13 protein-coding genes are annotated in these 13,430 nt (G+C 70.4%); 7 read left to right on the top strand and 6 right to left on the bottom strand.

Annotated features, from left to right (window positions below; genetic code table 11):
* Nucleotides 1-96: 96 nt before the first annotated feature.
* Both ACZ7M3_RS31755 and ACZ7M3_RS31750 read right to left on the bottom strand, forming a co-directional pair.
* On the bottom strand, nucleotides 97-1,512 hold the full coding sequence (locus tag ACZ7M3_RS31755; RefSeq protein WP_472067644.1) for a cytochrome P450: 1,416 nt from the start codon (nucleotides 1,510-1,512) through the stop codon (nucleotides 97-99).
* A gap of 140 nt (nucleotides 1,513-1,652) precedes the next feature.
* A complete protein-coding gene (locus ACZ7M3_RS31750; RefSeq protein ID WP_351301462.1) occupies nucleotides 1,653-2,933 on the bottom strand; it encodes an MFS transporter in 1,281 nt (426 codons plus the stop codon).
* Between the two features lie 707 nt (nucleotides 2,934-3,640).
* Between ACZ7M3_RS31750 and ACZ7M3_RS31745 the strand changes: the two genes are divergently transcribed.
* Together ACZ7M3_RS31745 and ACZ7M3_RS31740 are read left to right on the top strand one after the other, a co-directional pair.
* The gene (locus ACZ7M3_RS31745) at nucleotides 3,641-3,817 is read left to right on the top strand and encodes a CsbD family protein (protein ID WP_079065332.1); all 177 of its coding nucleotides are present in this window, start codon (nucleotides 3,641-3,643) and stop codon (nucleotides 3,815-3,817) included.
* Nucleotides 3,818-4,076: 259 nt separating this feature from the next.
* Nucleotides 4,077-4,445: a low affinity iron permease family protein gene (locus ACZ7M3_RS31740; RefSeq protein WP_351301466.1), complete on the top strand. Its 369-nt coding sequence runs from the start codon at nucleotides 4,077-4,079 to the stop codon at nucleotides 4,443-4,445.
* A gap of 33 nt (nucleotides 4,446-4,478) precedes the next feature.
* On the opposite strand, the gene ACZ7M3_RS31735 is transcribed toward ACZ7M3_RS31740, so the two are convergent.
* From ACZ7M3_RS31735 to ACZ7M3_RS31725, 3 genes are all read right to left on the bottom strand, one after another.
* Entirely contained in the window at nucleotides 4,479-4,913 is a 435-nt protein-coding gene (locus ACZ7M3_RS31735) for a hypothetical protein (protein WP_472067642.1), read from the bottom strand.
* Nucleotides 4,914-4,988: 75 nt separating this feature from the next.
* On the bottom strand, nucleotides 4,989-5,702 hold the full coding sequence (locus tag ACZ7M3_RS31730) for an LLM class flavin-dependent oxidoreductase (RefSeq protein WP_472067640.1): 714 nt from the start codon (nucleotides 5,700-5,702) through the stop codon (nucleotides 4,989-4,991).
* Nucleotides 5,703-5,848: 146 nt separating this feature from the next.
* Nucleotides 5,849-6,775, bottom strand: a complete 927-nt coding sequence (locus ACZ7M3_RS31725) for a LacI family DNA-binding transcriptional regulator (protein WP_472067638.1) — start codon at nucleotides 6,773-6,775, stop codon at nucleotides 5,849-5,851.
* A 267-nt stretch (nucleotides 6,776-7,042) separates the two neighbouring features.
* Here ACZ7M3_RS31725 and ACZ7M3_RS31720 point away from each other — a divergent pair, with 267 nt between their 5' ends.
* Entirely contained in the window at nucleotides 7,043-8,392 is a 1,350-nt protein-coding gene (locus tag ACZ7M3_RS31720) for an aminomethyl transferase family protein (protein ID WP_472067636.1), read from the top strand.
* 40 nt (nucleotides 8,393-8,432) lie between these two features.
* Here ACZ7M3_RS31720 and ACZ7M3_RS31715 read toward each other — a convergent pair whose 3' ends face one another.
* Nucleotides 8,433-8,624 (bottom strand): hypothetical protein, encoded by a 192-nt coding sequence (locus ACZ7M3_RS31715; RefSeq protein ID WP_472067634.1) that lies wholly within the window; start codon nucleotides 8,622-8,624, stop codon nucleotides 8,433-8,435.
* Between the two features lie 338 nt (nucleotides 8,625-8,962).
* Between ACZ7M3_RS31715 and ACZ7M3_RS31710 the strand changes: the two genes are divergently transcribed.
* From ACZ7M3_RS31710 to gndA, 4 genes are all read left to right on the top strand, one after another.
* Nucleotides 8,963-9,832 (top strand): methylenetetrahydrofolate reductase, encoded by an 870-nt coding sequence (locus ACZ7M3_RS31710; RefSeq protein WP_472067633.1) that lies wholly within the window; start codon nucleotides 8,963-8,965, stop codon nucleotides 9,830-9,832.
* A 1-nt stretch (nucleotide 9,833) separates the two neighbouring features.
* A complete protein-coding gene (gene purU / locus ACZ7M3_RS31705) occupies nucleotides 9,834-10,739 on the top strand; it encodes a formyltetrahydrofolate deformylase (RefSeq protein ID WP_472067631.1) in 906 nt (301 codons plus the stop codon).
* A 78-nt stretch (nucleotides 10,740-10,817) separates the two neighbouring features.
* Nucleotides 10,818-11,672 carry a bifunctional 5,10-methylenetetrahydrofolate dehydrogenase/5,10-methenyltetrahydrofolate cyclohydrolase gene (locus tag ACZ7M3_RS31700; protein WP_472067629.1) on the top strand — a complete coding sequence of 285 codons (855 nt, stop codon included), beginning with the start codon at nucleotides 10,818-10,820 and terminating at the stop codon, nucleotides 11,670-11,672.
* A gap of 223 nt (nucleotides 11,673-11,895) precedes the next feature.
* Nucleotides 11,896-13,335 carry an NADP-dependent phosphogluconate dehydrogenase gene (gene gndA / locus ACZ7M3_RS31695; RefSeq protein ID WP_351301490.1) on the top strand — a complete coding sequence of 480 codons (1,440 nt, stop codon included), beginning with the start codon at nucleotides 11,896-11,898 and terminating at the stop codon, nucleotides 13,333-13,335.
* Nucleotides 13,336-13,430: the final 95 nt, after the last annotated feature.

Raw genomic sequence — 13,430 nt, 5'->3', positions numbered from 1 at the left:
CGCGCAGCACGATGAACCCGGCCTGCCGCGCCCGGGCGCACACCTCCCCCAGCAATCGGCTCTTAAGGCGGCGGGGGCGGTGCGGATGGTGGCGGCTCAACGGCCCGTCCGGATCAGGCCCGTCAGGTAGCGCCAGAGCGACGAGCGGCGCTGGACGGCCTGGTCCGCCTCCACCGTCCCGGACGCGTCGGGCGTGTCGGACTCCGGGCCCGCGGCGCGCACCTGCCCTTCCGGCGCCGACGGGGCGACCGGCGAGGCGAGTTCGTAACGTACGGGCAGCGATCGCAGGCCTCGCATGAACGGGGAGGAGCGCCAGGGCAGTTGGTCCACCGGGAGCGCGAGTTCCAGGTGGGAGAAGCGCTCGAACAAGCGGCTCACCCCCGCCGCCGCGACCGTGGACGCCAGCTCGCGTGCCGGGCACTGGCGTCGGCCCGCGCCCCACGCGAGGTGCGCCCGGCTGCTGATCGTCGTGTTGGCCACCGCGTGGTCGGCGAAGACGGGATCGGCGTGCGCGGCGGCGGAGGACACCCAGACCGGATCGCCTTCGCGGATCGTGTAGTTGCCGAGCGGAGTGTCCTTGGCTGCGAACCTCGGTACGAAGTTCACCAGCGGCGGTTTGCGCATGACGACCCGGTTCATGGTCTCCCTGACCATCCCGGCGGACAGACTTGCCCGTGCGCTGCCCTCCCCCGCGATGACCTCGACCACGGTGTTGGAGATCAGGATGCCGACGTGGTCGGACGTCATGCCGAGCAGCATGAACAGCTCACGGGCGAGCGCGTCGAGGGAGAGGTCGGGGTGAGCGGCCAGCAGGTAGGAGGGGAAGTCGTCGCCCGGCCGCGTCCGCTTGGCCGCCGCCAGCTCCACCAGGGTCTCCAGCAGGCGTTCCAGGGCGGGTTCCGCGTCCGGCCCCGCGTCGAGGACCCGCCACATGTCCATCAGCGCGTCGTCGCCCTGCGAGCCGGGGAAACCGAGCAGATGGCTTGCCACCATCAGCGGCAGCGGTCGCGCGAACTGCGCGGACAGGTCGGCCACGCCCGTGCCGCCACCCTGTCCCAACAGGGTGATCAGCTCGTCGGCATGGGCGGTGACGGCCGCTTTCAGCCGCTTGGTCTGCGGATGGCGCGGATCCTGGAAGGGCTTGAGCGCCGCGTCCCACGCCGTCCGCAGCGGCTGGTAGCCGGGACCGCCCTGGATCAGTACGTGGTTCACCTCCAGGGAGGGTCCGAGCGGCCAGTCGGCGGGAACCCTGCCCTCCGACCGGGCCCGCCAGTTCTCCAGCCCCTTGGGCCACGCGTCGTCGTCCTGGAGGACCTGAAGCGACTCGCGGTACCCCAGCACCAACCACGCCGGTACGCCCAGCAGATCGACCGGCGCGACCGGGCCGTGCCGCTGCCTCAGCCGCTCGTAGACGAGCGCGGGGCGCGTCTCGTAGTCCCGGGTCAGCAGCGGCTGCGCGGTCATCGCCTCCAACCGCGTGTCGTCCACGTCCATGGATCCGCCGTCCCCCATGTGGGATTCCACCGTTCGCAGCCCTTCGACGCTCCCCGCCACCGTTTCGTAGCCCTTCAGTGGCTACGAACCGGTGCCAGACCCTACCCCAGGCCGCACGAACGGGACGCCGCGGGGCGCCCGTTGCCTCAGGCAGTGGTTCAGGCCGTGACCTGCGCTGGTTTGCCCGGAGTGCGCAGGACCGGGTCGGTGCGCAGACGCAGGAAGGCGAGACCGAGGGCGACGGCCTGCAGCGCGGCGCACACCGCGATGACGTAGTCGAGGGCCCACGGCGAGGTGAGGGCGACCACGATGCCCGCGAGCGGGAAGGGCAGCAGCAGAAGCAGGATGGTCAGGGAGAGGGTGCTGCCGAAGACCGCGGCCGGGATGAGCAGGGAGCGCAGCGTGCGCAGGACGACGGTCAGGCCGCCGTCGCCCGCCATGAACAGCGCCATGAGGACGACGTACGCGGTGTACGTGGGCGCGTGCGCCAGGGCGAGACAGGCCGCGGACGCGACGGTGGAGCACACCACGCCGACTCCCCACAGGCCCAGCCGGTTGAGCGCGAAACGGCAGACGGTGACCGTCAGGAGCGTGGAGGCCGCGGCTGCCGACCAGAGGGTGCCGACGGCCGCCGGGGACAGACCGAAGCGCTCGACGACGATGATCGGGCTGGCGGACTGGAGCAGCCCGAGCGCGAGGTTGGAGACGGTCAGGCCGCCCACCAGCCAGCCGAGCGCGGGCAGCGAACGCAGCGTCCGCCAGCCCGTCTTGAGGCCCGCTCCCCGCTGTGTGGTGCCGGGCTGGGAGCCGCGTAGGGGGGTCGGCGGGGTCTGCAGGGCGAGGGCCGCCGCCAGGCACGACAGCACGCTCAGCACGGCGAGCATATGGGTCGGCCCCGCCAGCAGCAGGACGCCGCCGAGCGCGGGTCCGGTGAGCGTCGCCGTCTGGTCGATGCCGATCAGGACGGCCTGAACCTTGTGTGCCTGGGTGTCCGCACGGCGGCTCACGATCGCGCCCACGGCTTCGTTGGCGATGAAGCTGAACTGCGTCAGGGTGCCCGTCGCGGCGGCCAGCGCCATCACGACGAGTGTCTGCGCCGTCCCCTGTTCCAGCATCATCAGCGCGACGCTCCCGCCGGCCACGAGGACCGCGCGCGCCAAGGAGGCGAGGAAGAACACGATGGCGGCTCCACGCCGGTCGACCAGGTCACCGGCGAGGCCGAAGGCCGCCACCCGCGGTATCCATTCCAGCGCGAAGGCCAGTCCGGTCAGCGAGGCGGATTCGGTCGTGGCCAGCACCAGGAGCGGCATGGCGTACGTCGACATGGAGAAGGCGAGTGCGTCGAAGGCCCGCGGTGCGTAGACCCGGCGGAGCAGGCTGCCGGGAGGTACGGCGGCATGCCGACCGGCCGGTCGGCCCTCGTACAGTTGAATGGTCACGGAGTTTGGGGGGCTTTCACTCAGCTGTGATGGGGAACGCCCGGCGGGCTCGAAGGACCCTCAGGCGGGCAGGTGCACGACATTCATCGAGCCGGAGAGCCACCCGCCGTCCACGGCGTGACGCCCCGGCGGCGGTCCGTTCGAAACCGGCGGCACCTACGGGGTGGTGCGGACCGCCTCGCCACCGGGACCGGTGGAGACCTCGCCACCAGGACCGGTGGAGAGAGGACTGCTCGTCCATGCCATGACGCGATGTCGGGTCACACGAACTCCGCTCGGAACGAGGGCGAGTCGGGAAACGGGCATGCGGGATGAATCGACACGACCGAGACCGGGGAAGGGCATAGACGCAGGCCTTGTTTAGGCATCAACATCTGTGCAGCCACAAGGTAGCCGAAACTTTCGGATCACCCGAAAGCGTAATCAGCCAAAGTCACCGCCCTGCGACTGAATATGACATCAGCAACAGCGGGGCCGTGCAAGAGGTGCGCCGGATCCCGCCGGACCGCCGTACGGGACGGTGCGCGGAACGGACCCGTCGGTCCGTGGGATCCGTGGCGTCAGGAGGGGGACGCCCGGGTCCGTGTCCGTGACCCGAACGGTGAAATCGCGTATGCCGGTTTGCGGTGTCCACCTCCTGGCCACACGGTGAAGAAAGGCATGTCGCCGCACCCCACTCGTCGGCGGCCTCGAGGAAAGCGACTGTGATGATGAAGGGCAATGCCAGAACGAAGCAGCTCAGGGGCAAGATGAGGGAGACCCTCGGCAAAGCCCTGGGCGACAAGTCCATGCAGAGGGCGGGCCGCGGCGAACAGCTGCGCGGAAAGGCCCAGGAGATGACCGAAAGGGCCGCGGGCCAGATCCGCCAGCGGACCAAGCACTGAGGACGACGGCCCGGGCGTCCCGGACACCGTCGTCGGCGCCCCGGGCAGGGCCTTCAGCGCCCCGGGGCGCGGTCCTCGGTCGTCCCCCCGGACTGATGTGACGGTGCCGGGATCGATGCCGGTGAGGGCCCCTTCGTCTCGGTGGCGTGCGCGACCGTCTCGGTGGCGTGCGCGACCACGCCACCGAGGAGGGTCCGCGACGCGCCAAAAGCTCCGCCCGGCTCGGGCCGGAACCCCGCAACGGAGGGCGCGCAGGACCATGACTCTTCAGCATCCCGCCGACCGCGGCGGTGCCGGACGCGGCAGGTTCGAACGATTCGCCGAGTCGGTGTCGACGGTGACCAGTTCACCGGCCTTCTTCGTCTTCTGCCTCGCGCTGGTTTCCTTCACCGTCGCCGTGCACATCGCCGGAATCGCGACGGAGTGGCTCCTGCTCGCCGGCGACTCCATGACAGCGGTGACGTTGCTGCTCCTCGCACTGCTCAAGAATTCGGAACTGCGGGCCGAGCGAGCGATCCAGCGCAAGTTGGACGCCATCGCCGCCGCTCTGCTCGAAGCCCAGGAGGGCGAGCCCGGAGAGGCGCACGAGAACCTCAGGGACGTGATCCGGATGGAGGAGGAGATCTGAGGGTCCGAGGGGCGACTCGTTCCCCGGGCGGGCCTACGCGTGCGTCAGCCGGAGCCGTAGATCGATCTCCTGGTCGCCGGAGGCGGACCCGGACACCTGGACGCCGAAGGCGGACGTGAGGGTCTGCCGCAGCCGGTCGACCGCCACGGGACCGCCTTGGAGCTCCACGGTGACGGAACCGTTCAGGGAGAGGTCGGACGGGAGCGCGGCGTCGCGCGCGTCCCGCCCGACGAGGAAGGCTCCCGTCCAGGTGTCGGACCGCGCGGTGCTGTCGTGCCGTGGCATGTCGTGACCGCTCTCCTCGGCGAAGCGTGTACCCAGGACGCGCAACACGGTGTCCGCGTCCGCGAGGGAGCAGGCGTCCAGGACGACCTGCACCAGCTCCGGGGAAGAGGCCGACCGATCGGCCGGGTCGGGGGATGACGAGGTGTTGTGCGCGGGGTCGGTGTGGTGCGCCGTGCTGTTCATGGTGTCCTCTCACGTCTCCTGGTCGGGCCCGGCACCGGCGGAGCGGAGCCGAACCGTGTGCGGGTCGCGTTGTCGTCAGAGTTCGCGCAGGGCGGGCAGCAGGGTCTTCTCGGCCCAGGCGATGAACGGGAGTTGCTGGTCGCCGCCCACCCGCACCAGAGGTGCGATCTCCTCCGGCGTGACGTACCGGGTGGCGCCCTCGAAGCCCGAGGGGCCCGGCAGTTCGGCGTTGCCGGGCCAGCCGCCGAGAGCCCAGCGGAACTGTTCGTGCGCGCGGGCCACCGCGGCCTCCCGGTCCGGGTCGTAGCGGACGGGCAGCCGGGCGTTCGCCACCTCGAAGTGCGTGCCCCGGTGATGCACGTCGCCGCCTCCGAAGAGCTCGCGGATGATCTCCACGGCCTCTTCGAGCATCTCCGGTCGGATCTGTGGGGAGGGCCAACCACCGCCCACCACATGCCCGTTGAAGTTCCCGCCCGAGCCGAGCCCGAGCCGGAACCGGCCCTCCGAGAGCAGTCGCACGGTCGCCGCCTTCTGCGCGACGACGACGGGGGGACAGCGGGTCGTCGGGCAGGTCACGTACGTCATGAGCGGTATCCGCGCCGTCGCCTGGGCGGCGGCGCCGAGCACGCTCCACGCGTAAGGGGGCGTGCCCCTGCGACTCCAGCCAGGGGAAGTAGTGAACGGACGGGACGGAGATGCCGAAGCCGCCCGCTCCGCCTCGATCACGTGTTCTACGAGGTCGCGGGGGCCGGCCTGCTCGGTCATCATCGTGTAGCCGATTTGCACCATATCCTCCGCATTACCCGTAGCCATGACCCGAAACATCCGACCGCTGCCGCAGGTGGTGAGTCGGTGCCGACCGGAGGGGCGCCGCCTCACCGGCGTCGAGTTCCCCAGCGCCACGGAGGTCACGGCCCTCTGGGGAGCAGGCCGGGTCAGGCCGAGTCGCGGACGAGCACCCGTCCCGGGGACCGGGTGATGCCGCCCGTGTCGAGCCCGAGGGCGGTGCGTGCGGCCAGTCGCCCGTGGGCTTCGGCGTCGATGTGGACGGTGGTGAGTGCGGGGGTGATCAGGGCGCCGTACTCGGTGTCGTCGAAGCCGATCACGGCGATGTCGTCGGGCACGGTGAGACCGAGGTCGTGCAGGGCGGTCAGGGTACGCAGGGCAACGTCGTCGTCGAAGGCCGCGACGGCCGTCACCGACTCGTGCACCGCACGGAACGCCTCAACAGCCACGGTACCGGCCGCTCTTGGCCTCGGCACCACGAAGGGGGTGATCGCCGGCAGTCCCAGCACGTCCGCGGTCTCATGGACGAAGCGCAGACGCACCTCGGTCAGCGGCGAGTCGCTGTCCGGCAGCGCCATGGCGATGGCCGTGTGGCCGCGCTCGGCGAGGTAGCGGATCTGCAGGGCCGCATGCCCGGCGAAGCCGTTCTTCCAGTCCTCGGCGTCGGGCTCGTGGCCGCTCAGATAGGCCTCGGCGAACCGGAGCACGGCGCGCGGGGTGATCGTGTCGAGGACCTGCTGCGTCGAGTGCCGCGCGCCATGGCCGTGCCGGACGAGCAGCACATGGTCGTGCGCGGCGAGTTCGTCGTCGAGGCCCCGGATGTAGCTGCGCGAGTAGTTGCCCTCCAGCCCCCAGCCGATGTCGAGGACGACGATGCGGGAGGAGCCCTCGCGCAGCGCCCGCGCGATGCCGTGCGGTACGTAGCCGAGGTCGCGTGCGGCCTGCCGTACGCGCTCCCGGGTGGTCGGTGAGATCGTCTGGTTCGGATCGTCGTTGAGCACGAAGCTCACGGTCGCCCGCGAGACGCCGCTCGCCGCGGCGACGTCGTTCAACGTCACCCGCCCCGAACCAGCCATCACCGCACTCCCGGTCGTCGTACCGCGCCGCCATCGACGCCGGCGTCGACTCCTGCCTCGCAGCGCAGCCTAATCCAGCCGGGCCACGTTCGTTCCGGAAGATCATTGCACGACTCTCGCCAACGCCGGATTCGCTCTGTTACGGTCCCGCTAGATCGATTTAGCAGACACGTCTGCCGACGCAACTAGAACGATCTAGTGCAGAGCCGCGGCACTACCGGTTCGATGGGGCGAGTCGCCCGGGCAGACGGTGATGAGAGGAGCCGTATGGCATCCCCCAGTCTTCAGGACGGCATCGACCGGGCCGGTTCGCCCGTCAAGCTGCTGTGGAAGCCGAACGCGGCGCCCTGGACCCCCGAGGTCGTCGCCCGCGAGTACGCCGGCTGGCGCGAGGAACAGGCCGCGTGGCACGAGGGCGTCGCGCTTCTCAACCTCTCGCACCACATGTACGACATGTTCATCGAGGGACCCGACGCCACCCGTCTGCTCGCGGACCTGGGTGCGAACAACTTCGAGAACTTCGCCGTGGGTCAGGCCAAGCAGTACATACCCGTGACCCGGGACGGGAACATCGTCACGGATGGCATCCTGTCCCGCGACGCGGAGAACACGTACACGCTCAGCGGCATCCCCACCGCCCAGCACTGGGTGCGGTACCACGGGGAGCAGGGCGGCTACGACGTCACCTACGTCACCGACCCGTCGTCGGCGTTCCGCAAGAGCGGTGACCCCAAGCTGTTCCGCTACCAGATCCAGGGACCGCTGGCGAGCGAGCTCGTGGAGCGCGCGTTCGGGGGCCCGCTGCCGCCGACCAAGTTCTTCCACTCCTCCCCCGTCACCCTGGACGGAAGGGACTTCCGCGCCCTGCGCCACGGCATGGCGGGGCAGGCCGGTTACGAGTTCATCGGCGCGTGGGAGCACGCCGAGGCGGTGCGGGAGGCACTGCTGCGGGCGGGTGAGCCCTTCGGGCTGGTCCAGGTGGGCGCGCTCGCGTACGCCACGCCCAGCGTGGAGAGCGGCTGGGTGCCGTCGCCGGTACCCGGGATCTACAGCGACCCGGCGCTGCTCGCGTACCGCAGGCACATCGCCTTGTACGGCATCGAGGGCCAACGGCCCCTGGGTGGCAGCTTCTTCTCGGAGAACATCGAGGACTACTACTGCTCCCCGTACGAACTCGGCTACGGCAAGATGATCTCGTTCAACCACGACTTCATCGGCCGCGACGCCCTGCGCAAGGCCAAGGACGAGGTCCTGCGCAAGAAGGTCACGCTGGTCTTCGACGCCGACGACGTGCGCAAGGTCCTCGGTGACGACCCCGGATTCGTGCTCAGCTACTCCCGGCACCGGGTGGAGTCGGGCTCCGGGCTCGTCGGCATCACCTGCCAGAGCGCGAGCATCGATCCGGTGGGCACCGTCCTGTCGCTGACCCTGATCGACCAGCGGTGCGCCGAGCCGGGCACCGAGGTGTCGGTGGTGTGGGGCGAGCACCCCGGACCGGGGACGGCCCCGAACGCGGACCTCGGATTCCCCCGCATCCGCGCCACGGTCCAGCCCGCGCCCTTCAACCAGCACGCGCGCACGCTGTACCGGCGCGACGTCGGACCTCAGCGGCGTTGACACCGGGCCGAGTTGCGGAACCGGGCGGCCCCGTCGGCGGTCACCTCCACGCGCCGGAGGGCGCTTCGGCTTCGGAACACGCGGGCGCTTCGGGGCACGGCGACGGCAGGGGCAGCGCCATGGTGGTGCGGGCGCGGACGCGCTCGGCGAGGTGACCGATCTGCGGGGCCATGTGCGCGGTGAACCCGTCGGTCAAGCTGCCGCCGCTGTCGTCGAGTTGACGGCCCGTCAAGTACGACGATCCGGGACGAGGCCACGCGCAGCGCCCACACGATGCCGCTCGCCGCGGCGACTTCGTTCGACGTCACCCGCGCCGAACCAGTCATCACCGCACTTGCGTTCCCTCTCGGCCGACGCTCGTCGCACTCAATGCTCACGCCTTATTGCTAGATCGATTTAGCAACCGCCTGCTACGCTTCGTCACTAGATCGATTTAGTTGACGTATGGGCGTGATCCACCGCCTGAAACGGGGGGTCGACTCCTCCTGCGGCACTGTCGCGCACCCCACCCGCGCCCTCCCGGAGAACGCAACGCATGCGGCACGGAGAACGATGTGAACAAGGAGCACCATGGATTCCGTCTCCACGGCGTCGGCGTCGGCCGTCGTCCCTTTGCTGGATGACTTCTCCCTCGAGATGACGGGCAAGGACGTCCCAAGGCTTGAGGAGGCCCGCCGCACCATCCCCCAGGGCACGCGGATCAATGTGACCTTCCTCGGCAACGAGGACCTCGACATGCGACTGGCCGCCGCGCGGGCGGTCAAACGGCTGGGCTTCGTCCCCGTACCGCACATATCGGCCCGCCGGCTGCCCTCGCGGGCGGCGCTGGAGGAGTTCCTCGCCGCGCTGGAGGCGGACGGCCTCGCCGACAACGTCTTCGTCGTGGGCGGCGACCCCGTCGAGCCGCACGGCCCCTACGACGATGCGCTGGCCCTGATCCGGTCCGGACTGCTGCGGAAGCACGGCGTGCGGCACGTCGGTGTGAGCGGCTACCCCGAGGGGCACCCCGCGATCGCGGATCCGGTGCTCTGGTCGGCGATGGAGCACAAGAGCGCCGCCCTTGAGGAGCACGGGCTGCCCGGTGCCGTCATCACCCAGTTCGGTTTCGACGTCGACGCCGTCCTGGCCTGGGTCGAGGCGGTACGGGCCCGGGGCATCGGCCTGCCCGTCCGGATCGGTGTGCCCGGGCCCGCCGGGGTCAGACGGCTGATGACCTACGCGGCCCGCTTCGGCGTCGGCACGAGTACGTCCATCGCCAAGAAGTACGGCTTCTCGCTCACCAACCTCATGGGCACCGCCGGGCCCGACCGCTTCATCAGGGCCCTGGCCAACGGCTACGACGCACGCCGGCACGGCGAACTCAAGCTGCACTTCTACACATTCGGCGGCCTGAAGAACACCTCCGAGTGGGTCGCCGACTTCCGCGACAAGGAGAACTGACGTGACGCTCACCCAGGACGCTCCCGCGCGCACCCCGGCGCGCAAGCCCGCCCCGCACCACGCCTCGCTGATCGTCAAGGGCAAGGACCGCACCGGTATCGTCGCCGCCGTCGGCGCGGTGCTCAGCAGTCACGACGCGAACATCGTCTCCCTCGACCAGTACTCCGACAATCCGCAGGGCGGCGCGTTCTTCCAGCGCACGGTCTTCAGCATGGACAACCTCAAGGCGGCGCTGCCCGCGATCGAGACCGAGCTGAAGGCGCGGCTCGCCGAGGAGTTCGAACTTCGGTTCACGCTGCGGGACATGTCCGTGCCGAAGCGGGTCGCCCTCTTCGCCTCGAAGTCCGACCACTGTCTGCTCGACCTCCTCTGGCGGCAGCGGCAGGGTCAACTCCCCATCACCGTCTCCATGGTGATCTCCAACCACCCCGACACCGCCGAGGAGGTCCGCGGCTTCGGGATCCCCTTCTTCCACGTGCCGTCGACGGGTCCTGACAAGTCCGCCGCCGAGGCCGAACACCTGCGGTTGCTGCGGGGCAACGTCGACTTCATCGTCCTCGCCCGCTACATGCAGATCCTGTCGGGGGACTTCATCGCCCAGGTGGGCGTTCCGATCATCAACATCCACCACTCGTTCCTGCCCGCCTTCATCGGCGCCGGTCCCTACGCCAAGGCGAAGGAGCGGGGCGTGAAACTCGTCGGCGCGACCGCCCACTACGTGACCGAGGACCTGGACGAGGGCCCGATCATCGAGCAGGACGTCGTCCGGGTGACGCACGCCGAGAACGCCGCCGACCTCCAGCGCCGCGGTGCGGACGTCGAACGTGCCGTCCTGTCCCGGGCGGTGGAGTGGCACAGCCAGGACCGCGTGATCCGCGACGGCAACCACACGATCGTCTTCGCCTGACCGACGCGCCGTTTCCCACCGGTTCCCATCGGGTCCCACCGCAGATGAGTTCCCACACCAGAAGGTGATGTCACTGCCATGACGACGAAAATCGACGGCAAGAAGATCGCCCGGGACATCAGGTCACGGGTCGCCGAGGAGGTCGCCTCCCGCGTCGCCGCAGGCGCGGGCGTACCGGGTCTGGCGACGATCCTCGTCGGTGACGACCCGGCCGGCGCCGTGTACGTCGCCAACAAGCGGCGCGCGATCCGCGAGGCGGGGATGCGCGACTTCCACCGGACGTTGTCGCGGCGGGCCACGCAGGAGGAGGTCGCCGCCGTCATCGACGAACTGGCCGCCGACCCCGATGTGTCGGGCATCCTGCTGCAACTGCCGCTGCCCGAGGGGCTCGACTCCGCCGCGCTGATCGACCGTATCCCCGTCGGCAAGGACGTGGACGGACTGACCACGGCGAGCGCCGGTCTGCTGGCCCGCGGGGAGTTCGGCCTGCGGCCCTGCACCCCCAGCGGTGTCGTCGAACTGCTCGACGCGGAGGGCGTCACCATCGGGGGCGCCCACGCCGTCGTGGTCGGACGCTCCGAGCTCGTCGGGCGGCCCATGGCCCAGTTGCTCCTGCAACGGGACGCGACCGTCACGATCGCCCACCGGTACACGACGGACCTCGCGTCCGTGACCCGGCCGGCCGACATCGTCGTGGTCGCCACCGGGGTGCCCGGGCTCGTCGGCCCCGAGCACATCAAGCCGGGGGCGACGGTCATCGACGTCGGCATCCACAGGACCGACTCGGGGCTCACCGGCGACGTCCGCGCGAGCGAGGTGGACGGCGTCGCGGGACGACTCACTCCCGTACCGGGCGGCGTAGGACCGATGACGATCGCCCTGCTGATGGTGAACACGCTGCGAGCCGCCGCCTGGGCGAAGCACTCCGCATGAGCGGTGCGGCCTCCACGCGACGGATCGACGAGGGGCGGTTCGTCCTAGACCCCGGCCCGTGCACCGGCACCGGCCGCGTGGACCGCGCCTCGACGACGTCCTCCGGGAACCTGATCAAGATTGGCCGCCGCGACATCGAGAAGACCGGGCCGTCGGCCCGTACCCATGGTCATGGGGTCGCCCCGCCCCTGACATGGCCGACATTCGAAGAACAGGCAGCCTCATGAACGCATCCGCTTCCATCGGCGTCACCGGCCTCGGAGTGATGGGCCGCAACCTGGCCCGTAACTTCGCCCGGAACGGTTACACCGTCGCCGTCCACAACCGCTCCGCCGGCCGCACCCGCGCGTTGGTGGACGAGTTCGGCCACGAGGGCTCCTTCGTCCCGGCCGAGACGGCCGAGGAGTTCGTGGCCGCGCTGGCCCGGCCCCGCCGCCTCATGATCATGGTGCAGGCCGGTGCGGCCACCGACGCCGTCATCGACGAGTTCGCCCCGCTCCTCGAGAACGGCGACATGATCATCGACGGCGGCAACGCCCACTTCGCCGACACCCGCCGCCGTGAGGCCGCACTGCGCGAACGCGGCCTGCACTTCGTCGGCGCGGGCATCTCCGGCGGTGAGGAGGGCGCCCTCAACGGGCCGAGCATCATGCCCGGCGGCTCGGCGGAGTCGTACGCCGTCCTCGGCCCGATGTTCGAGAGCATCAGCGCCAAGGTCGACGGCGAACCCTGCGCCACCCACATCGGTACCGACGGCGCCGGACACTTCGTCAAGATGGTCCACAACGGCATCGAATACGCCGACATGCAGCTCATCGCCGAGGCCTACGACCTGCTGCGCCAGGTCGCCGGCTACAGCCCCGCCGAGATCGCCGACGTCTTCCGCACCTGGAACGAGGGCCGCCTCGGCTCCTATCTGGTCGAGATCACCGCCGAGGTCCTCGCCCACACCGACCCGCAGACCGGTGGCGCGTTCGTCGACATCGTCGACGACGCCGCCGGGCAGAAGGGCACCGGCCGCTGGACCGTGCAGACCGCCCTCGACCTGGCCTCCCCGGTCACCGCCATCGCCCAGGCCACCTTCGCCCGCGCCGCCTCCGGACAGAGCGACCTGCGCGCCGCCTACCGAGGGCTGCCCGGCGGCACGACTCCCCCGCTCAGCCGCACCGAGGCCGCACGCTTCACCGCCCAGGTCGAACACGCCCTGTACGCCTCGAAAGTCATCGCCTACGACCAGGGCTGGAAGATGATCCTGGACGCCGCCGCCGAGTACGGCTGGAAGATCGACCTCGGCTCGGTCGCCCGCATCTGGCGCGGCGGCTGCATCATCCGCGCCTCCTTCCTCGACCGTATCCGCGCCGCCTACGCCACTGACCCCGACCTCGTCAGCCTGCTCGCCGAGGCCGGCTTCGCCCAGGAGATCAGCGACGCCCAGGTGCCCTGGCGGGAGATCGTCGCCTCCGCCGCCCGGCGTGGCATCCCCGTCCCCGCGTTCTCCGCCGCGCTCGCGCACTACGACACCCTGCGCGCCGACCGCCTGCCGGCCGCCCTCCTCCAGGGGCAGCGCGACTACTTCGGCGCCCACACCTACCGGCGCACCGACCGTGAGGGCTCCTTCCACACCCACTGGTCGCAGCCCGACCGCCCCGAAACCACCGCCTGACAGGAGTCGGGCCGCGCGGCTCACTTCCGTGGGGTGCGCGGCCCACCCATCGGGTTCCTGCCGCGCGCCTGGGTGTGTTCGGGGGTGTGGCAGGG

The organism is Streptomyces sp. NPDC111656 (assembly GCF_055656965.1).
Note: the sequence above shows the minus strand (reverse complement) of the source record. Positions and strands in the feature narration are given on the sequence as shown.

Excerpts from the sequence above, each read along its gene's own strand:
- ACZ7M3_RS31755 (WP_472067644.1), bottom strand. The coding sequence starts at position 1,512 with ATGGGGGACGGCGGATCCATGGACGTGGACGACACGCGGTTGGAGGCG.
- ACZ7M3_RS31745 (WP_079065332.1), top strand. The coding sequence starts at position 3,641 with ATGATGAAGGGCAATGCCAGAACGAAGCAGCTCAGGGGCAAGATGAGG.
- ACZ7M3_RS31740 (WP_351301466.1), top strand. The coding sequence starts at position 4,077 with ATGACTCTTCAGCATCCCGCCGACCGCGGCGGTGCCGGACGCGGCAGG.
- ACZ7M3_RS31735 (WP_472067642.1), bottom strand. The coding sequence starts at position 4,913 with ATGAACAGCACGGCGCACCACACCGACCCCGCGCACAACACCTCGTCA.
- ACZ7M3_RS31730 (WP_472067640.1), bottom strand. The coding sequence starts at position 5,702 with ATGGTGCAAATCGGCTACACGATGATGACCGAGCAGGCCGGCCCCCGC.
- ACZ7M3_RS31725 (WP_472067638.1), bottom strand. The coding sequence starts at position 6,775 with ATGGCTGGTTCGGGGCGGGTGACGTTGAACGACGTCGCCGCGGCGAGC.
- ACZ7M3_RS31720 (WP_472067636.1), top strand. The coding sequence starts at position 7,043 with ATGGCATCCCCCAGTCTTCAGGACGGCATCGACCGGGCCGGTTCGCCC.
- ACZ7M3_RS31710 (WP_472067633.1), top strand. The coding sequence starts at position 8,963 with ATGGATTCCGTCTCCACGGCGTCGGCGTCGGCCGTCGTCCCTTTGCTG.
- ACZ7M3_RS31700 (WP_472067629.1), top strand. The coding sequence starts at position 10,818 with ATGACGACGAAAATCGACGGCAAGAAGATCGCCCGGGACATCAGGTCA.
- gndA (WP_351301490.1), top strand. The coding sequence starts at position 11,896 with ATGAACGCATCCGCTTCCATCGGCGTCACCGGCCTCGGAGTGATGGGC.